This window comes from Chamaesiphon polymorphus CCALA 037, from assembly GCF_003003845.1.
GTDB classification, from domain to species: domain Bacteria; phylum Cyanobacteriota; class Cyanobacteriia; order Cyanobacteriales; family Chamaesiphonaceae; genus Chamaesiphon; species Chamaesiphon polymorphus.
In genome coordinates, this window is the sequence record NZ_PVWO01000052.1 from 1 (window position 1) to 19,083 (window position 19,083).

The following is a 19,083-nucleotide window of genomic DNA, read 5'->3' on the forward strand; positions in this document are numbered from 1 at the left end:
AAACTAATGTTGTGGAATACATGTACAACGATAAATACCATTAAGTAAAAGCTTTGCACATCTTCTCTATATGATAACCCAGTGCAAGCGGGATTCGTATTGTCAAATGGCGAACTAGGCAATGGCTCGATCTCGGTCGAACCCATGATCTACAGGCTCATCTGTACGAACGGCATGTCGGTTCCAGACCGGAAAATTCGCAAAAATCATGCCGGACGAGCCACTGAGAATGCAGATCTATATGCAAATGATACTCTTGCTGCCATCGACGATGCGTTTAAACTCAAGGTTCGCGACCTCATCCGCAATGCGATCTCGATCGGTACCTTCAACGAAATAGTTGAAGATATGAAAGGTTCTAAGAACGATCGGATCGTCGGTCATCCCGCAAAAGCTGTCGAGCTGACGGCAAAAGCGATCGGCTTAAACGGTGATGAATCGAATAAAGTCTTAAATCACTTGATTCGTGCTGGTGACTTATCGCGTTATGGCATGTTAAATGCAGTCACACGTACCGCTGAAGACTTGCCCTGCTACAATCGTGCCAGTGAGGTCGAGCGACTTGGTTCGAGCGTCTTATACCTACCTCAAAGCACCTGGCGCGAGGTAGCAACCGCTGGTAATTAGCTAAAATGGAGAAATCCCAGTAAGTAGGATTACTGGGATTTCTCAAAACCAAACAAATTCAATACTAACAACTAAGATAACACTATGTCCCTGACGATTGAAGTCGAACTTAAAGATGTCTTAAATGGTATCAACCAAAAACTAGACGTTATTCAGAAAGATGTAACTGACTTAAAGCTAGGTCAAGCTGAAATTAAAGGCGATATCAAAGCTGTTGATGAAAGACTCAGTGGTAAAATTAATACCCTTGAAACTAAAGTTGATGGTCTGACTGCACGAGTTGGCAGTCAAGAGTTTCTATCGCGCACGATCGTCGGCGGTTTGGTTCTCATTATCCTTGGTGGCGCAGCCAGAATGTTCTGGAGTTTTCCTGTAAATCCATAGATATTGCCATACTCTCTATCCACATCTGGCACCAGTCACGTTTGAAGACTGGTGTTTTTTCGCGCTCTTTTATAGACATAAAATAAAAGTTAAATCCTCATGAGAAATGGCATAGATTTAATTCATTACCCTTTAAGATTCAAGAAGGCATCGTCAAACTGTTTCTAATTGCCAGAGGTGATGGGCTGCTCCCAATCGTTGCCAGAGAAAAACTCAATAAACTGCACAATATGACTGATGCTAAAACTATTAACTCATACAATACCTTCTTGGAGCAACAACCTCATGCAAACTGCAATAGTTAAATATCAAATCGGATCGTATGCTGGAAAGTTGAATGTCTTAATAGATGAAAACGATCCAGATGATGTCGTTCTTGCCAAGGCAAATGTTCAGCTACGTCAAGAAGCTGGTGCGGATTTACCAATGGGATCTGTGAAATTTACCATTCTTCAGCGCATCAATAAAACCTAGAATTGATGATTTACTGTATTTTAGATTTGATTAATTAACATGGATCTATCAATTTTAACTGACGACCAGCTTCTCCAGTTAATCAAATCGGTAACTAGAGAAGTTGCCAGACGTGCAATCTCCATTCGAGCTGCAACTAATAACTACTGGCAAGAAGCAAAAGAAGAGATTCTAGAAAATGAGAACGCTTGTCACACACCCGTTGATGACGAGCGCACCAAAGCAACCATTGTCAGCTTGCTCAAAAATCTAGACTTCTTTGCTCCTTATAAGTACGACCAGTTCTCAATGTCAATCTGGGAGAAAAATGGAGATATCCGGCTTTATCTCCAGCAAAGTTTCAAAGATGGTTGGAAGTTTACTTACTACCATACGGGAAACCCCTGGAAGTTTAAAGCCTCCGTTGAAGCTCCAGAGTTAGATCCCAGCGCAATCTTCGCATTTCGGAGCTTTGGCAAACTGGTATGTGAGGAGCTGCCAGTAAGGTTTAAATGTTTTTCCAACCACGATCTCAAAAATCCGATCGATACTCAACTATTACAACGATACCAATCAAAATTATGAGTAACTTAGTTGACCCATTAGCAGCAATCGTGCAAGCAGCTTCACAACTACCAGATAAAGGCATTGCCGCCAATTATCATCGACGAATCGGTAGTGGCAATCCTGATATTCGATGCTTACTGCTCGACACCAGTGGATCGATGTCAATGGAATGTAAAGGTAAAGATCGACGAATCGATGTCTTAAGAAAGGCTGTAGAGGCATTAGACTGGCAATCTTATCGCTTATTTACCTTCGATTCACTCTGTGTCGAAATCCACGATCCCAGTGCCTTATGGACGACTGGTGGTGGAACGGCTTTAGATTTAGGACTCAAAGAAATCATTAAACTCAACCCCAGCCAAACAGTGGTGATTTCTGATGGAGAACCGAACGATGAAGAGGATGCTCTGACTGCGGTAAAACAGTTAACTGGAACTATTTCTACTGTGTTTATCGGCGACGATACGGATAAAGATGCCATTGCCTTTATGCGAAAACTCGCAACCCTTGGATGTGGGAATACCTACGTGCGAGACTTAGGGCGGGGTCACGCTGAATTATGTGCGACAGTCCAGCAGTTAATGCTACCACCTTCACAATCATAAAATCAAAAGCAAATAGGTCGATAAAGTGACTAAACGTCTAAAATTGGATGCCTGGAAAGAAGAAGTATTAGCCGGAAAACTTTGTCCGTACTGTAACAACTCAACCAATCGGATTAAAGGTTTAGAAATTTATGGCAAAAATACGTCTTGGTCGGATCTTGAGTTTATGTTATGTCGTCCTTGCTGGGCTTATGCAGGAGTACATCGAGAATCGGGAATCGCTTTGGGAAGTGTCGCTAATTCAACTTTACGCAATAAAAGAAAAGCCGCTCATCAAGTTTTCGATCGATTATATAAAGAAGCCCATTTGACTAGAGCGCAAGCTTACACATGGCTAGCCAATCAACTAAACCTGGATCGTAAGCTAACTCATATTGGTATGTTTGGGGAAGAATCATGCGATCTGGTTATTGAATTAGTAGTACCTTTTCTTGAAAAATTACGTCAACAAAAATTGAGTGGATAATCATATTGAAGCTATATCAATGATTGTTCAATTCCAAGTGTAATATAAAAGCAACTATTAATTGTGCTGCTAAAAAATAATTACTAGTTAAAATAAATGAAATTATGGTAAACTTCAAGACTTTAACAAATAATCTAAAACCACAATTAGATCGCGAAATACAGAATAATATCATTTCGCACTTGAAATCTATTCAACCACCCAAAACTCCATTAAAAGACCTGGAGTTGATTACTGTAAGAGGAATCTCCTTGCGCTGCTTCTCGTTCGCTCGTTCGACAGTAGACCTTGATAAAGAAATTATCAACTTGTTCAAAAGTGGCTACACTATTCTAACTGTTTGGGGAGAATACGATCCCAATGTACCTTGCGTCGTATTTACATGGCATCCAAAACTTTTAGATCCTGTTGAAAACGATCTCTCAACAACACAGGATTAGTAACTATTATTGAATGCCAAGCTACGGTATTAACTCTATCTACTCTAGCTAGAGTGTCTAGATATTAAGGCTTTTTAACAAATTTTAAAATTACATACATAAAAATATGACATCACTCATCAATTTAGAATCAGAGCGAGATGCACTAGTCGAGCTAATCATGGAGCTTGCCGAATCAGCCGCAGCAACAGAAGTCGATATTGCTGATGGCACGATCGATCCATTATCAGAAGCAAACACCACGGAGCAAATGTTAGCCAAGTTTGAAGAATTAGAGACAGCAATTGCCAATAAAGTCGATGCAATTGCTGCGGTAATTGCGGCTCAAAAAGGTGAGATCGATTATCTCAAAGCGCGACGCGATCGTTTTAATAAAGCGATCGAAGTCAAAACCAAGGCTCTAGAGAAGTTTGAGAGTTATCTTAAAATCATAGTTACCACTCGACCTAACAGTAGTATTAAAGGTAAGACAGCCACTATCAAAGTCGTTAACAATGGGGGCAAGCAGCCGCTGTGGATCGATCCAACCATTGATGCGAAAGATTTTCCACCAGAATTAGTAACGATCGTGACTACGTTTAAAGTAGATTCAAATACCGTTCGTCTAAAATTAGCGGCATCTGGCGATAATGAGTTCTCAGTCGGTGGTAAGGTCGTTGCCGCACTTCAACCAAGAGGAACGCACCTACGAATTAACTAGTTGATGTCCGCATTTACACAAACAATACCCCATCGATAACCTTCGATGGGGTTTCTTTTTAGGAGTGATAGAAGCATGAACAAAGAAATTGACTGGCAAATTTGTCAGGGGTTGCCAACTAGAATCTATCGAAATTTGGGCAATGGTCTAATGAGCTTAACTCAGCAGATTGATAAACGCTGGCTACTCGTCGGGCATACCAGTAATGTCGCGCTCGAATATCCAAAGTTTTATGTGTCGGAAGCTGGCAGACAGCGGGTAATTCGAGAAGGTCGAAAAAACGTCCATGCTTGGGCGGTCGGGCGACTAGCCATTACCGAACGAATCGATCGATCGGATCTCAAGCAAATCTATTACTGTCCCTATACTCAACCTTATTTCACATGGTTGGGTGGTAACGAACCTGTTAACGAGGCCGAACTATTAATAGTAATCGATAACCGAGTGTTCTGTACGAGTAATTATCGACAACCTCAATTAGCACTATTTTAATCGACCAAATCAATTGCCTTCGGATCTACTCCTAAAAATTAAATTCTTGCTGATATTTGCTATGAACGCCATAACCGATCGACCATTAGCTCTCTTTGTCTCACCAGACGGCAAAATTTATCCTGACAGTCTGATTTGCTCTGGCAAACTCTTCGATGACTTGGAAGGGAAGCCATGCCCCCATTCCGATCGCGGACGATTGCCCAAACCACTCCCTCTCGTTGGCGAAGCCTCTACCTCGGAGAATCGAGCCGATGCCAACTACAGTCTCGATAAAGGCAATCCTGGCGATCTCTGCCCTCCCTGTGCCAAACAACAACTTGCCAACTTGGGACATTGGCAAAGAGGAGATCGACAAGCCTTGCCAGTAGAACTTTTGCCACTACGTTTATTTAAATGCAGAATGTGGTTGTGGCTGGTTATTCCAGGTTTATATGATGTGAAGCCAAGTGAAATGTCAAACGGTGAGTAAATTGAATTACAAATAACCGATCGTGCAATTAGAACTTTTTCCCGAACCACAGTTACAAATTAGTGGAGAGATAGATCGATACTTAGTTATGTTTTCTGGAGGTAAAGATTCGCTCTATTTACTACTGTGGGCGATCGAGAATTTAGATACGTCTAAACTCGAAGTATGGCATCACTTAGTCGATGGCCGCGAAAGCAATCTGATGGACTGGGAATGCACCGAGAGTTACGTTCGGGCGATATGTAAATACTTCAATCTCCCTCTCTATTTTTCCTGGCTAGAAGGCGGATTCGAGCGAGAGTTGTTGAGAGATAATCAACCCAAAAGTTGCACATTTTTCGAGACTCCAGATGGTTTGCAAGTAGCTGGTGGAAATGGCAAACCGAATACCCGTTTGCGTTTCCCCGCGAAGGTAAGCGATTTAAGAACGAGATGGTGTTCTGCCTACCTCAAAATCGATGTCGCTAGAACTGCGATTGTCAACCAAAAACGGTTCGATCGCGCGAATCTCGTCGTGCTGACTGGGGAGCGCAGAGAGGAGTCGCAAGCTCGTTCTAAGTATCGAGAAGTTGGATATTATATGCAGCCGACAAGACATCGAACGGTGTATCAACATCGCGCCATCCTCGATCGTACGGAATCAGAAGTGTGGGCGAAAATTCATGACTCGCGACTCCCCATTCATCCAGCATACCTGTTGGGATTCCCTCGATTGTCATGCCGAGCATGTATATTTTCATCTCCCCAACAATGGGCGACGATTGCCAGGGATTATCACACTCAATTCGAGCGCATATCTAAGCTCGAACGAGAGTTAAATCATACGATAGACTCCAAATATTCAATCGTCGAACTCGCGCGACAAGGAACGCCATATCCGCTAAATCACGACCTGCTAAATATAGCAACCAATCGCGAATATCAGTTTGCTCTTAATACTAATCTAACTAACTAAGGAGAATCGATCGTGTACGAATCAGACAATAAAAAAGTACAAGAAATCGTCAGGCTCATTCAAATGGATGGTTGCGTGGTTGAAGGTAAAAAAATCACTTTAGATGAATTACCTCAGCTCTGCCAGAATCTCAACGATTCGGACAAAGAGGAAATCTCAGCTCTAGTTGAAGCTATTGCAGAAGAATTAGACGTACTATGTAGCGAACGCCAGCACTTAGATACTCAAATTAAGCCATTAAAAACTGCCAAGCAAAAATTGGTAAAACTAATTTAAATCATTGTCATTATGTATTATCTAATCGAGCAGTTAATAAAAAATAAAGTAGCTAATGACAAAGCCGATGCAATTGAGATTGTCGAATCGATGCGTCAGGAAATCGCTGATAGGGAAGATGTTTATGATGTACTCGCATTATACGATCTCGATTTGGATGATACTGTCTATTTGCTCTAATTACAATAACTCACATCAATATCTATTAGGCGATTCTCAAAGATGGAACTCGAAACTTACCAGATTACTATCGATCGATATCTCACTCATCATGGCTACGCTGTCATTCAAGATAATGGGCATGAAAAATTGATTCAGTTGAAAAATCTTAAATTGGTATGGATAGAGTCGCTCGATTCAGGTAAATATACCTTGGAAGAAGTTACTCTAGGTCGCGACGGAAACCGATGTGAAAACATTGATGCTTCGACAGCAATTACCCAGATTCAAGAATTAGAAGGTGGTGATGATATTTTCTATAAAGTCTGGCATGTCGATGATGTCCTCTCCCTCAGTCCGCGTCTAGACCGAGATTTAGCCCGATTGGTATTGACGATGGCAGTAGAACAACACGATTCAAATATAGGTATTAACTGGGATGTTATTAGAGAATATATCGGCCAAGTTCGCAAGATGAAATCCACAGAAATTATCTAAAGCCTAAAATCTGTATCATTCTGCCCGTTTTCCTAACTTTCTAACTTTAATTATGATAAATACTTCAAATGAAAATAGTACTCCTTCCTGCCATTGGTTCGCCCATAACTGGGAATCGGAGAGCTTCTTCCCTACCCAGGCAGAAGCAATCGCTCAGGCAAATTCCGATCTCGAATATTGTCAAGATTTAGATGATGGTTCTTGGGCAGATTACGTCGAAGACATCTATATCGGCTATGTCACACATCAGGTTAAACCAAATAACGAGGGATACTCACTGGTTTCGACATTAGACGACAATTCTCCAGAGGAGAGGCTTTGCCAACGTAAGATCGCTACAGTTTTAGCCGCCCTGAGATACTTTCAATCGAGTCGCGAATATATGAGTCTAGATCTGCCGCATTTTATCGATGACGATCCGTTGTCTAACGAGGAAATCGACAAACTGTGCGAATTAATTAATTGTGGAGAAGAAGTGTTGTGACGACATGTATTTAAGTTGCTTCTATATCAAATCCAATCTCTGATGCCAGCAAATTACTTTGCTGGCTTTTTTGTGTCCATTTATTACCAAACATCATGATTGCCCAAGTTCAAACTAAAACTCAAACAGCTATTGTAAACTTGAGCGAAAAATTAAAAGCGGGAGAACGCTTGAGTCAAAATGTTGTGGTCGAATTGATGAGCTACGTCTTTGGAGATCTCGCTAGTGGAAAATGGCAATGGAAACAAGCGACAGATCTCATCGAAGCGGCTGCTGTCAAACTGCTACTCGATAACGATTGTAAATCGCTAGAAGAATTTGAGGATCTACAAGATCTAATCCCTCATCATCGAGTTAGATCTCAAGAGCAACTACAGTTTCAACAGTTCTCAACCCCACTTGCCTTAGCTTGGATTGTCGGTCAACTTTCTTGCGTGAAAGGTTCTGATATTATCCTCGAACCGAGTGCGGGAACGGGGATTCTGGTCGCAGCTACTGTCAATCGATTGTTGAACGACAAACCTCGCAGGATCGTTTTCAATGAAATTTCCCCAACTAGAAAAGCTCTGTTGCGGGAATTATTTGACGCACGATATCCAATTTATTCAGTCAATGCCGAATACATCAACGATACATTGAACCAAGGCGAACAGCCGAGTCTCATCTTGATGAATCCACCTTTCTCATCCTCGATCGGCAACGACCGACGCGATCGAGAATGTTGTATGAAACATCTGCGCTCGGCACTCTTGCGACTGCAAGCAAATGGCCGATTGGTAGCGATCGTGCCCCACTATCTCAGCCCCGAAAAACAGTCTAAATTCTTTGCTAGTCTGCCAGCCAGGTTGCAGTTGAGTTTGTTTGTCGATGGCAGTCATTATCGATATCACGGCACTTCAGTGGACACCCGCATTTTGGTATTTGACAAGCTGCCCCAGGCCGAAATGCCCGAATCTGTCGATCTCAAATTTGCTGCATCGGCTCGCGATCTGGCGAAAATTGCCTATGAAAAGTGCCCGCGCCGAGAAGTCGTCAATCCTTACGAACCAGTTGAAGTCAAAGACAAACCGATCGGGACGCTCGACTCAACCGACCCATTTGCCGGACTGCCATTATTCCAGATCCAGCCGATAGCGCAGCGCGAACTCATCTTTCGATCGCTCCCGTCAGTGCCCAGTCTCGCACCACCGATCGTCGAGATCGAACCGCGCAAGCAGTTTGACGATCTAATGCGGCTCGATTATCAACCAGCTACCTACGCTCGTTCGCCGATGACCGATGGTATTTATGCCGTTTATCGCGCCGCGATCGCCATTGTTGGAGCCACTCCCCACCCATCCCCTATTTGTGAAAGTATCGCCATGTCTGCAATTCATCCGCCCATCCCCACCGCTCGCCCGTTATTACCTGCCAGGATCGTTAATGAGGGTTTGGCTTCTGATTGCCAACTGGAGACATTGGTTTATGCTTGCGAAGCTCACTCCAAGTTACTCGACACCCCTTGGTATATTGCCGACAATGGCCAGATTACCGTGACAAATCCCGACAATCCCACTGGTAAGTATCATCGTCAGGCGTACTACTGCGGTCACAATACCGGACTGGGAAAGAGCCGCATCATCGCGCTGCTTATCCTGACCAACTGGTGTGAAGGACGCAGACGAGCCGTTTGGGTGAGTAAAAATGAGGATCTCCTTGAAGATTCGCGCTCTGAGTGGCAAGCAATTGGTGGTAATGCGGCTCAGGTAGTGCCCATATCTAAATTCGATCGACACAAACCCATTTTAATGTCACAAGGAATCTTATTCGTCACCTACGGCACCTTGCGGAGTGCTGCTAAAGGTACTGCAAAATCGCGGGTCGCCCAAATTGTCGAGTGGCTGGGCGAGGACTGGGATGGTGTTTTGTGCTTTGATGAATTCCATTTGATGTCAAACGCCAACGGGGAGCAGAGCGATCGCGGCCCCCGCAGTGCCTCTGCTCAAGCCCTAGCGGGAACCAACCTTGTCAATCTCCTCCCAAATGCTCGTGTCACCTATTTGAGCGCGACGGGTGCGGCAAAGGTGAGCAGTTTAGCTTACTGCCAGCGGCTAGGATTATGGCAGACTAAAGCCTTTCCCTTTGCATCGCGATCTGATTTCATTAATTCGATCGAAAATGCTGGGGTGGCTGGGATGGAAATGGTCGCTAAAGATCTGAAATCGATCGGGCTTTATCTCGCTCCTAGCTTGAGTTTTGATGGAGTTAAGTACGAAACTGTCATTCACCAACTCACCCCCGAACAGCACGAAACCTGGAATATCTATGCCGAGGCATTCAAACACCTTCACCACAAATTTGACGAGATCCTGCGAGCCGTCAACCTCGAAACCGAAAGTGGCCGATGCACTAACTCTCAAGCTAAAGCTATTGCTATAGGCATGTTCGAGAGCGTCAAGTTACGATTCTTCAACGCGCTGATCGGTGCGACGAAAGTGCCCACACTCATCGACTGTATCGAGCGAGATTTAGCAGCGGGACATGCTTGCGTTGTGCAACTGGTTTCTACCGGAGCTGCGTCGATGGAAAGAAAACTTGCAGAGATTCCCGCTAGCGAGTGGGGCGATATGCGAGCGATCGATTTCACCCCAAAAGAGGGAATTATCGAGTATTTGATGACCGCCTTTCCCGTCCACATTTATCGGGTATCCCAGGACGAGCAAGGCAACATGCAAAGCGAAATCATGACTGACGAAAACGGCGAACCGATCGTATCTCAAGAGGCATTCGCGGTGCGGGAGAAGCTGCTCGAACAGATGTCGATGTTACCCCCTGTAAATAGCTTGCTCGATAGCTTGAATTGGCATTTCGGCACTAACCTAGTTGCAGAAGTCACCGGACGCACCAAGCGAGTGATTCTCAAAGATGGTCGCTATCAACTCTCCCAACGGTCGGGTTCGAGTAATATCGCTGAAACAAATGCGTTTATGGCAGATGAAAAACGGATTTTAGTATTTTCCCAAAGTGGTGCAACTGGGAAAAGTTACCATGCCGACCTCAAATGTAAAAACCAACGGCTCCGTCGTCACTATCTAGTCGAATCGGGGTTTTCGGCTATCGGCGCGGTGCAGGGGCTGGGTCGCACCCATCGAGCGAGTCAAAGCCAGCCACCAGAAATCGCGCTACTCACTACCGACATCAAGGGTGAACTGCGGTTTACTGCGACTATATGTTCTCGATTGGCTAGTTTAGGAGCGATTACGCGCGGACAGCGGGACGCTGGCGGCAACAGCGATTTATTCGACGAAGATACCAATAACTTCACCAGTCAGTATGCCAAATCTGCCTTGGGCGAGTTTTTCGCCGACCTTCACCGCGACGGAATTGGCGGAATTTCTCTGGGTGAATTTTGCCATCTGACCGGACTGAGGTTAACGAACGGTGAAGGAAAACTAATCGCTCAATTGCCCCAGATGACGACTTTTCTCAACCGCTTATTAGCTCTGCCGATCGGTTTGCAAAACATCCTGTTTGCTGAATTCGAGCAACGGATCTTAGACCGGATCGATCGAGCAAAGGCTGCCGGAAATTACGATCGCGGTGTTGAAAATTTGTTCGCTGATGGCGGGTTTGAAGTTATTGAGACTCAAATTCTCAATACTCACTCATCGGGTGCTGAGACGATTTGCTATGCGATCGACAAATTGAATAAGCCGCAACTAATTTCGCTCGATAGTGCCCAGAATCTGCTTGCAAAAAGTCAAGGATTTAGCTGTTACCGCAATACTAAAACTAATAACTTAGCAATTGGTGGGGCGATCGATAAGCGCATCAAGCGCGATGGTTCGGCGGTAGACGTAATGGCGATCTATCAGCCCGTCGCCAGCAAGTCGTGGCAGAAGCTCGACCTCCCCGACTTCCTAGATGTTTGGGTGCCAGAAATTCCTACAAACCAGTACTGGAGACAATGGCAACAATTAGTCGATTTGGCTCCAGAATTCGATCGCGAACGGATATATCTAATCTGTGGACTGTTGTTACCCGTTTGGAATAAATTACCCGACAGTAATTCTAAAGTCTTCCGGCTCCAGGCTAATGACGGTCGCATCCTGCTCGGTCGGGCGATCGATAAGCACGAAATCGAGAAGGTGTTTGCCAATTTTGGGGTGCATAGCTCGGTTAAACTCACCGCTGAGGATATTTTCAAATTGGTATGGGAAGATCGGCAGGTAAAATCTGCGGGTGACTGGAAGCTGCAACGAAATTACCATGCAGGGGTCGATCGACTGGAGGTGCTAGCGGTCTATGGTAGCGATCGAATCGCGCGGCTTGAGGCGATGGGCTGTTTTACTGAGATTATTAACAATCGCAAAAAAGTGTTCGTTCCGCTCGATCGTGCGGTTGAAATTGTAAATAAACTGATATCTTAACTACGAAACCTTCAGATGCTGGCGACTTGTAAAAGTAATTGGCAATCTTTGCCAATTACTATCGGGAATTTAGTCGCTCTCTTCCCTCAGTCGCCCTAACAACTGTTTCAATTGCTCCAGCCGTAGGGGAGAGTAGGTACTATTCTGAGATCGCCCTTCGATCTCCCTAGCCAGAGCTATTTTAAGTTCGATCCACTCCGAATGAGTCAATGCAATAGATCTGCGGCGTTCGCGAAGCGTCCCCAGTGGGGAATCGTCAGTTGGCAGCATTCGCTCTGCTGGTAAATAGTATGGGGTAGAATCCTCTGTCATTGCAAAGATCGATAGTATCATTCCCCTAGTGTATGGTTGCCACACCAGGACTGTTCTGTTGTATTCGACATGTCTAGGGCTGCGTGAGTTGCCAACTAACAAAGCTTACCCAATTGCTTGCCAGTGTAACCTATAACATTCGGGTTGGTAGGAAAGAGCCAGGTTTGACGGTTGCGGTGCGAGATTTCTCTACCTCCAGTAGACTATATCGATGAACTGAGTAGGCTATAGGTGAAAATAAATTTGGATGTATATCGACATATTAATGATGGGTAACATAGGTGAAGTAGATCGAAAATTTAAATGAATATTTCATCGTTATTGGAAATAGCTTCTCGCTGGCTTCCTTGGGGATTTTTTGGAACCATACTGCTTAATTGGTTGAGAGAAAAGTTTTTTCGTAAGATCGACGTTTGCTTCCCCGATAGAAACTTAGGAGATAATTGTGATGCAGTTATTAAATATGAAGATATCGATATAAAATGTACGTCATATAATGAAATTAAAGCTGATGATTTTAGAATACCAATAAAAATTTATTTCGCTTCACAGTGTACTATCAAAAGCTATAAATTAATCTATAAATCTGGCTGCAACGTCAAACCAGAAATAGTAATTGACGAGCAAAACAAATGTATTTATATTGAGCCGTTGCGATTAATTAAAGATGACAAATTTTCAATTAGAATCGAATACTCTGGATTACTGTATCCAGCAAAATTAGAGGGGAAAATTCAAAACGGAGAAATTATAGCTGATTCGCAGCAAAGTAGATACAGAAAAAAATCAAGATTTTATCTATACTCAAATTTCTTCTTTTATGGCTTATGGTTGGCTGCGAATATTCCGCCGATATTTGGGCTGACAATTCCTAATTCAACTCCTATCAATTTATTTATTTTAGGCGGTCTTAGTTCAATTTCAATCTGGATGCACTTGCAATGTCATAAGCTTGACGATAGATGTAGCAAAGTATTTGAGGTGTAAAACTGACTCTCAAAACTTGCCTTCAACTATTAAGTAGTAATACTTTAAAGCCGATTCAGTATCAGTAATTCTCAAGTCTAATTCAAGCTTTCGAGCTATATTAACCTCAATTTGGTCTTGAATCTCAATAGTTACTCGCATTACTTTCTCTAATTTATCGGCCATCGAGCGCGCATCTTTTTCTAGAAGAGATCTGCTGCGCGCGATCGCTGGATAATCTTCTACGAGCGTATTGGCTGAGATAACCCAAGTAAAACCAGCGAACATCATCACGATATATAGAAGAACTGCAATGGTAATGTCTGATGAGGTAAATGTCCCAAATGTAAAATTTTTGTATCTACTATAAATAAAGATATCGAGCAGTAAAAATGAGCCAGTCAGTGCCAATGAGCTGAGAACATTAGCATCAACCTCGAACGTTTTGTAAATAAAACGGCTCAATCTCGATCGAATACTCGAACGCTCGATCTTTATATCTAACTCGTAGCAAATAAATAATAATTTCTCAGAATACTCACGCAGAAAATTTACAAGTATCTGCCTGTCGTCAGATTCATACTTATAGATTTTCTGCGGAGCGATCGCTTCGGAAGCTTGTTTTTTGTCATCCATCCACTTTTACGACTTTTTCACATTGCATGGGAATCGGAAAGGTTACATATCTTGCTGAAAATTTAACTGATGGGCAAAAAGTAGCTATCAAAGAGTTCTAATTTGCTCGTGCCGAGCAAGTTGGGACGGATTCAAAGCGATCGAACGTGAAATTCAAATATTAAATTTTGACGATCCAAAGTCTTGACAGATCGTAAAAATCACAACTTAATTCTACATTACAATTCAACTGACGACTGACTATATATCCAGTATTCCCTAACATTAAACCCAACCATAGATCTACAAATTCCAACTTAGATCGCTCCTGCAATTCCACAAGCAACATCCGATCGCATTCCTTCATCGCCGATCGAATTCGAGTCACCCACTGCTCGATCTCCTCCTCATGAGCGATCCCCAACACCAAGTCGGTTACTCGTGCCACCTCCATTTCCTCAGTTAGCACCTCATCCCCAACCTCAGCCAACGCCTCAGCCACTGACAGCTCACGCACCACACTACTGCGCTCGTAGCCCCGCTCCACCTCCGGTAACACTGGCGACTCAATAAACTGCTCTAAATCCACAAAGCTCGATTGCCGCACGTATATATCGAAAGCATCCAACGGTAGACAAGGTTCCCGCTCTGGATGAGATAAATACCCAATCTCTGCTAGCGTCACCGCACAGCGATCGCCATAAATCTCCCCCAACCGCCGGATTGCCTCCCCCGCCACCGCTAACTTCTCACTCGTTGGCAAAAATTCGATCGATTCGGATACTCGATCGAGTAACCCAAATAAGTCAGCATCTACCGGAGTTTTCGATGCCGTGTCCAGAATGTCCCAGAGCGAAAGTTGAACGACTACTGACATTATGTTTGACGACGAAAGACGATTCGGGGCATCGTATTCTTCATTTGTGAGTCTTGCAAGATGTTTGCAACCTCGATTGAATCCTTCACATCATCGTCAATTGTATGCGGTGGCTGATGAGCTATTTCTAGATACTCAACTACCTCTTCCATTCCACATTCAATTGGATATATTTCAATCAATTCTGACAAGCTAATTTCGACGCGAGATTTAAGTGCCGTAGCAATTTGGGCGAGTAATTTTTGCTGCATTGTGAATTAACTATGGGGTACTGGACAAAAACTAACTATTTCTGGCAGAGAAAACACGGACGGATTGGGCACTGTTCGGGACTGATTAATACCTGAGACGCAAACTTTTTAAACCCATACTCCGTATCTAATACCGTCAGAGCCTGCCGGAGATACTCGTGAACTTGAGACGGCAACCATCCCGCACAATGGACTGGCGACACCACTGCTAACTTATTATGCCCATCCCAGACCTCAATCCCGATCGCATGAATCGGCGAATCTTCCCGCAGTTCCCGCCAAACTTGCAAAACTCCATAATTTACCTGGGGCACGGGAATTTGATGCTTGGTTTCAATCCGTTTGCGCGATCGCTTCTGGTTGATCCGATCGCGATTATTGATGTAGAAGCGTCGAGCAGTGCAAAGCTTATCATCCCAACAGTTAGGATGTTTGGCTCTAGCTTCGGCTGGGGATAGAGGGGCACAGCGGAGGCATTTAGCAGGGGTTTCTCTAGATTTAGCCATCCAGTTTTCAATTGCCTCTAAGAAATTCTAAGAAATTGTAAAAACTCCATTATGACCATCCAAATTGATAACATAGCGGTTAAGAATATTTCTACCAATAATTACTTCATCTCGCATGAAATCATCAGGAAGAGCATAAATTTGGTACTAATTCGCAAAACATCCCGTGATATCGCTCTCGTCTGCTAATTGCGAATTCAGTCTGCCAAATCCGATTGAGTAAAGCATCTTCATCAATATCGCTATCGATCGCTCGACCATCTTCAAATACAACATATTTTCCAGTATACTTACTGACTAAATCTGGAAGACAGGTATCGAAAATTTTGCCTTGACTAGTCACATAGTCATAACCTTCCTTATTGGGATACAAATCTTTAATGTGATAGCTCAAAGGATTACCATCCCGATCGATATAATGAACTTCATCCTCTGAGTCTGTCTGTAAATACGATTTTAAATCTTCGACATTTTCAAATTCTTGGGCTGTGCCCATTTTGACAGCTTGACGAACTCGCTCTCCAGTTGCGGCAATTTCATCCGGTCGTCGCTCGATTTGCTGCTGGCGAATTAGTTCGAGTAAACTATCCCGCTCGGCAACAGGAAGACTCGCGATCGCCTTGACAATTTCTTGATAAGTCATGGTACTACAACGCCTCCAAAATCCTGGCCGTGAGTCATATTTCTCTGTGTCTCACTATACCACACAGAGACGGCATCTGAAATCTTGTCTAATATTCGTCTAACATCTGGAAATGATTCTTTTCATACGTTCATTTTCACGATTTCACTACCGAATGCCCGTTTTAGCCCCCGATCCCTGCCAAAATTGCATATTCCCTCCAAAAGGGGGATTAGTGGGCGACAGAATACGCCCGAAAACCTGCAAGATGACCCCCAAAGCCTTGTTCTGTCTAGATGCAGTCATCGCCAGGATATTTGTAAAATAGTGCCACGAAAGCTTGAAATGCAGACGGAGCAAGCTTTATGTTGTTAGCGTACTATTTTCCCGATTTGAAGCGTTCGGGTGAAAAGATATACGGGATAATGGTTTCAAGCTTAACCAAGTTTTTGGTTCGGCTGTTTTCGACACTTTTATCTAGTTTTTTTGTTAAAAACCTGGAAAATAGCTTAAAATTGAGATAGCGATCGGTATTCCATTATTCACGCCATGAAAACCCTAACCAAGACTGAATCGATCCGCCAACGGATTCTTTCGGGCGGGGAAAGATTTTGGAACCATCAAGACTTAGCCGACTATCCCTCAGCCACCATTGCTAAAACCTTCACCCAATTAGTGAAAGAAGGTACCCTCCAACGCATCAGCAAAGGACATTATTATCACCCTCGCCCCACTCGATTTGGCTACAGCCAACCAGTTCGATCTGAATTACCCTACCAACTCACTCAAACCCGCGTCTATCCCGCTGGAGTCAATGCCGCTAATTTACTCGGATTTACGACTCAAAATGCGATCGATGGGACTTTTGCCACTACTGCGAGCAGTTTACCGACAGCTTGGTTGGGACAAAGAGCCAAACTTTATACCCGTCGTCCGAGTACCTGGGAGAATTTATCGGCTACCGAAGCAGCCCTACTGGACTTTTTACGCTCGCGGGGAGAATGGAGTGACTTATCACCACCAGAGACAATCGAGCAACTACTGAATCACTTTCGAGTCCCAGGACGATTCGAGCGATTAGTCGCAATCGCTCACGCCGAACCGCCAAGAGTTCGAGCGATGTTGGGGGCAATTGGACAGGAATTGAAATATGCGAAGGACTTATTACAGCAGTTGAGAACGGGCTTGAATCCTTACTCGCGGTTTGAATTTGGGAAATTGAGTACTCTCTGGTACGCCCAGGAGTGGCAAGCTAAATGAGACTTCACCAACATCCAGAATTTTGAGATTACATCGCGAAAATGTTAGTATGATTGTTCTTGACCCAGATTGAATACCACTGGAAATAAAGCTATGTTGAAAAGCTATGAAGCGATTTATGAAAATGGTGAGATGAAGTGGTTACTAGATCGACCATCTTTAGTACATTCTGCCCGTGTGGTCGTGACAGTGCTTGAAGAGACGTTACTACCTACTACCAAACGCCGAACATTTCCAACTGAATTGGCAGGAACGGTTCAAATTTTAGGGGATATCGTCAGTCCAATTGTGGCTGAGGAAGATTGGGAATGTCTGAAGTGATCGTTCTTGACACGCACATCTGGCTTTGGCTCGTCAATGCTAATTTTGCCGAATTTCCGTCTCACTGGCGAGATAGAATCGAGTCTGCCGCTCGTGTCGGGATCTCTCCGGTGTCCTGTTATGAGATTGCGATGGCACATCAAAAGGGACGAATCAAGATTTCTACTACCCCGCAAGCATGGTTTCAACAAGCTCTCGATCCGGTTGGAATTGAATTGTTTCCACTGACTGCAAACATTGCTGCTCGTGCAGTCGAGTTGTCGCCAGTTCATAAAGATCCGTTCGACCGATTGATTATTGCTACAGCTTTAGAATATGGGGCGAAGTTAGCTAGTGTGGATGGTTTATTTTCCCAATATTCAGAACTTGAGAATTACTTGCTGAAATAACTAGCTTCTGTTAAGAACATTTACAAAATCCTTTACAATTGGCACCAACCTCAACAGTAATTCCCAGTTCTACAAAATTGCCATAGCCTAGTCAAACAAGAAGATCGATCGTGCTAAATACCCTTACTCCCCAACTTATCAAGCTCCAGCAGCCGTCCCCAGCTGAATTAACTACCATCGATCGAGATAATCTCTGGGCGGAGTTTGGGCAGTTAAAGATTGCTGATAGTACTCGTAAACAATACGTTAAGGCGATCGAGAATTTCTGTCAGTTTGCTTATAGTGGCTCTGCGAACCCAGAGAGGATCGCAGAATTTCTGGCACTCGATCGATATGCAGCAATTGAGATGGTGCTGCGTTATCGTCGTTACTCGATCGATCGAAAACTGGCACCCAGCACGATTAATGTCCGGCTGGCGGCGATTAAGAGTTTGGTGGAGATGGCGCGGAAGCTGGGTAAAACCACGATCGATCTAGGCGATATCGAGAGTATTCCCAGTGAGAGCTATCGCGATACTAGGGGGATTTCGGTCGAACAGTTTAAATCGATGTTGGAAGCAATCGATCCGAGTACGCCCATCGGGGTGAGGGATTATGCAATTATGCTGTTATTCTGGGGCAATGCGCTCCGTCGGGGGGAAATTGCCAGTGCGAATATTGAGGATTTTTTGCCTCAGCAGCAGAAGTTGACGATTTTGGGGAAGGGGAAACGAGCGAAGGTGGCGATCGATCTGACCGATAGTGTGAGTTATGCTCTGGAGGAGTGGGTGAATTTTCATCCCTGTAATGCTCCGGGACAGCCGCTGATTACTTCTTTGAGCCACAATTGTTATGGGGCGAGAATTGCTGGGGATAGTATTTATCGGATCGTGCAGGGCTATGCGGAGGCTGCGGGAATCGAGCGGCGGGTGTCTCCTCATCGTTTGCGGCACAGTTCAATTACGGCGTTTTTAGATGCTAGTGGGGGTAATCTGCGG

27 protein-coding genes are annotated in these 19,083 nt (G+C 44.0%); 21 read left to right on the forward strand and 6 right to left on the reverse strand.

Annotated features, from left to right (window positions below; genetic code table 11):
• Nucleotides 1-81: 81 nt before the first annotated feature.
• The 16 genes from C7B77_RS06340 to C7B77_RS06415 all read left to right on the forward strand — a co-directional run bounded on the left by C7B77_RS06340 (nt 82) and on the right by C7B77_RS06415 (nt 11,987).
• Nucleotides 82-627 carry a DUF932 domain-containing protein gene (locus tag C7B77_RS06340; protein ID WP_146138207.1) on the forward strand — a complete coding sequence of 182 codons (546 nt, stop codon included), beginning with the start codon at nt 82-84 and terminating at the stop codon, nt 625-627.
• A gap of 84 nt (nt 628-711) precedes the next feature.
• Nucleotides 712-1,011: a hypothetical protein gene (locus C7B77_RS06345; protein WP_106301663.1), complete on the forward strand. Its 300-nt coding sequence runs from the start codon at nt 712-714 to the stop codon at nt 1,009-1,011.
• Between the two features lie 285 nt (nt 1,012-1,296).
• Entirely contained in the window at nt 1,297-1,485 is a 189-nt protein-coding gene (locus C7B77_RS06355) for a hypothetical protein (RefSeq protein ID WP_106301666.1), read from the forward strand.
• A gap of 39 nt (nt 1,486-1,524) precedes the next feature.
• Nucleotides 1,525-2,049 (forward strand): hypothetical protein, encoded by a 525-nt coding sequence (locus C7B77_RS06360; RefSeq protein ID WP_106301669.1) that lies wholly within the window; start codon nt 1,525-1,527, stop codon nt 2,047-2,049.
• Nucleotides 2,046-2,636, forward strand: coding sequence for a vWA domain-containing protein (locus tag C7B77_RS06365; RefSeq protein WP_106301672.1), 591 nt, complete (start codon nt 2,046-2,048; stop codon nt 2,634-2,636). The genes C7B77_RS06360 and C7B77_RS06365 overlap by 4 nt, the downstream gene beginning before the upstream one ends.
• A gap of 25 nt (nt 2,637-2,661) precedes the next feature.
• Nucleotides 2,662-3,102, forward strand: a complete 441-nt coding sequence (locus C7B77_RS06370; protein ID WP_106301675.1) for a zinc-finger-containing protein — start codon at nt 2,662-2,664, stop codon at nt 3,100-3,102.
• Nucleotides 3,103-3,284: 182 nt separating this feature from the next.
• Nucleotides 3,285-3,542 carry a hypothetical protein gene (locus tag C7B77_RS06375; RefSeq protein WP_219892014.1) on the forward strand — a complete coding sequence of 86 codons (258 nt, stop codon included), beginning with the start codon at nt 3,285-3,287 and terminating at the stop codon, nt 3,540-3,542.
• A 106-nt stretch (nt 3,543-3,648) separates the two neighbouring features.
• On the forward strand, nt 3,649-4,242 hold the full coding sequence (locus tag C7B77_RS06380) for a siphovirus Gp157 family protein (RefSeq protein WP_106301681.1): 594 nt from the start codon (nt 3,649-3,651) through the stop codon (nt 4,240-4,242).
• 75 nt (nt 4,243-4,317) lie between these two features.
• Nucleotides 4,318-4,734 carry a hypothetical protein gene (locus C7B77_RS06385; RefSeq protein ID WP_106301683.1) on the forward strand — a complete coding sequence of 139 codons (417 nt, stop codon included), beginning with the start codon at nt 4,318-4,320 and terminating at the stop codon, nt 4,732-4,734.
• Between the two features lie 61 nt (nt 4,735-4,795).
• Nucleotides 4,796-5,206 carry a hypothetical protein gene (locus C7B77_RS06390; protein ID WP_106301686.1) on the forward strand — a complete coding sequence of 137 codons (411 nt, stop codon included), beginning with the start codon at nt 4,796-4,798 and terminating at the stop codon, nt 5,204-5,206.
• A gap of 22 nt (nt 5,207-5,228) precedes the next feature.
• Nucleotides 5,229-6,161 (forward strand): phosphoadenosine phosphosulfate reductase domain-containing protein, encoded by a 933-nt coding sequence (locus tag C7B77_RS06395; protein ID WP_106301689.1) that lies wholly within the window; start codon nt 5,229-5,231, stop codon nt 6,159-6,161.
• A 12-nt stretch (nt 6,162-6,173) separates the two neighbouring features.
• Nucleotides 6,174-6,437 (forward strand): hypothetical protein, encoded by a 264-nt coding sequence (locus C7B77_RS06400; RefSeq protein WP_106301692.1) that lies wholly within the window; start codon nt 6,174-6,176, stop codon nt 6,435-6,437.
• Between the two features lie 12 nt (nt 6,438-6,449).
• Nucleotides 6,450-6,617, forward strand: coding sequence for a hypothetical protein (locus tag C7B77_RS29685; RefSeq protein ID WP_181243732.1), 168 nt, complete (start codon nt 6,450-6,452; stop codon nt 6,615-6,617).
• A 42-nt stretch (nt 6,618-6,659) separates the two neighbouring features.
• Nucleotides 6,660-7,094 carry a hypothetical protein gene (locus C7B77_RS06405; RefSeq protein ID WP_106301695.1) on the forward strand — a complete coding sequence of 145 codons (435 nt, stop codon included), beginning with the start codon at nt 6,660-6,662 and terminating at the stop codon, nt 7,092-7,094.
• A 52-nt stretch (nt 7,095-7,146) separates the two neighbouring features.
• The gene (locus tag C7B77_RS06410) at nt 7,147-7,578 is read left to right on the forward strand and encodes a hypothetical protein (protein ID WP_106301698.1); all 432 of its coding nucleotides are present in this window, start codon (nt 7,147-7,149) and stop codon (nt 7,576-7,578) included.
• A 95-nt stretch (nt 7,579-7,673) separates the two neighbouring features.
• Nucleotides 7,674-11,987, forward strand: a complete 4,314-nt coding sequence (locus C7B77_RS06415) for a strawberry notch family protein (RefSeq protein WP_245894090.1) — start codon at nt 7,674-7,676, stop codon at nt 11,985-11,987.
• A 69-nt stretch (nt 11,988-12,056) separates the two neighbouring features.
• Here the strand turns inward: C7B77_RS06415 and C7B77_RS06420 are convergent, their stop codons facing one another.
• Nucleotides 12,057-12,299 (reverse strand): hypothetical protein, encoded by a 243-nt coding sequence (locus C7B77_RS06420; protein ID WP_106301703.1) that lies wholly within the window; start codon nt 12,297-12,299, stop codon nt 12,057-12,059.
• A gap of 303 nt (nt 12,300-12,602) precedes the next feature.
• On the opposite strand from C7B77_RS06420, the gene C7B77_RS06425 reads away from it, so the two are divergent.
• Complete coding sequence (locus C7B77_RS06425; protein ID WP_106301706.1) at nt 12,603-13,286, forward strand: hypothetical protein; 684 nt, start codon at nt 12,603-12,605, stop codon at nt 13,284-13,286.
• Nucleotides 13,287-13,295: 9 nt separating this feature from the next.
• On the opposite strand, the gene C7B77_RS06430 is transcribed toward C7B77_RS06425, so the two are convergent.
• The 5 genes from C7B77_RS06430 to C7B77_RS06450 all read right to left on the reverse strand — a co-directional run bounded on the left by C7B77_RS06430 (nt 13,296) and on the right by C7B77_RS06450 (nt 16,157).
• Nucleotides 13,296-13,901: a hypothetical protein gene (locus C7B77_RS06430; protein WP_106301709.1), complete on the reverse strand. Its 606-nt coding sequence runs from the start codon at nt 13,899-13,901 to the stop codon at nt 13,296-13,298.
• Between the two features lie 160 nt (nt 13,902-14,061).
• Nucleotides 14,062-14,757: a hypothetical protein gene (locus C7B77_RS06435; RefSeq protein WP_106301712.1), complete on the reverse strand. Its 696-nt coding sequence runs from the start codon at nt 14,755-14,757 to the stop codon at nt 14,062-14,064.
• A complete protein-coding gene (locus tag C7B77_RS06440) occupies nt 14,757-15,008 on the reverse strand; it encodes a DUF3375 family protein (protein WP_106301714.1) in 252 nt (83 codons plus the stop codon). Before C7B77_RS06440 ends, C7B77_RS06435 begins: the two co-directional genes overlap by 1 nt.
• Before the next feature lie 35 nt (nt 15,009-15,043).
• Nucleotides 15,044-15,514, reverse strand: coding sequence for a hypothetical protein (locus C7B77_RS06445; RefSeq protein WP_106301717.1), 471 nt, complete (start codon nt 15,512-15,514; stop codon nt 15,044-15,046).
• A 124-nt stretch (nt 15,515-15,638) separates the two neighbouring features.
• The gene (locus tag C7B77_RS06450; RefSeq protein WP_106301720.1) at nt 15,639-16,157 is read right to left on the reverse strand and encodes a hypothetical protein; all 519 of its coding nucleotides are present in this window, start codon (nt 16,155-16,157) and stop codon (nt 15,639-15,641) included.
• Nucleotides 16,158-16,685: 528 nt separating this feature from the next.
• Between C7B77_RS06450 and C7B77_RS06455 the strand changes: the two genes are divergently transcribed.
• The 4 genes from C7B77_RS06455 to C7B77_RS06470 all read left to right on the forward strand — a co-directional run.
• Nucleotides 16,686-17,396, forward strand: a complete 711-nt coding sequence (locus tag C7B77_RS06455) for a hypothetical protein (RefSeq protein ID WP_106301723.1) — start codon at nt 16,686-16,688, stop codon at nt 17,394-17,396.
• Nucleotides 17,397-17,489: 93 nt separating this feature from the next.
• A complete protein-coding gene (locus C7B77_RS06460) occupies nt 17,490-17,717 on the forward strand; it encodes a hypothetical protein (RefSeq protein ID WP_106301726.1) in 228 nt (75 codons plus the stop codon).
• Nucleotides 17,705-18,106, forward strand: coding sequence for a type II toxin-antitoxin system VapC family toxin (locus C7B77_RS06465; RefSeq protein ID WP_106301729.1), 402 nt, complete (start codon nt 17,705-17,707; stop codon nt 18,104-18,106). The genes C7B77_RS06460 and C7B77_RS06465 overlap by 13 nt, the downstream gene beginning before the upstream one ends.
• Before the next feature lie 110 nt (nt 18,107-18,216).
• Nucleotides 18,217-19,083, forward strand: an 867-nt coding sequence (locus tag C7B77_RS06470) for a tyrosine-type recombinase/integrase (RefSeq protein ID WP_106301732.1), incomplete at its 3' end; no start/stop codon positions are given.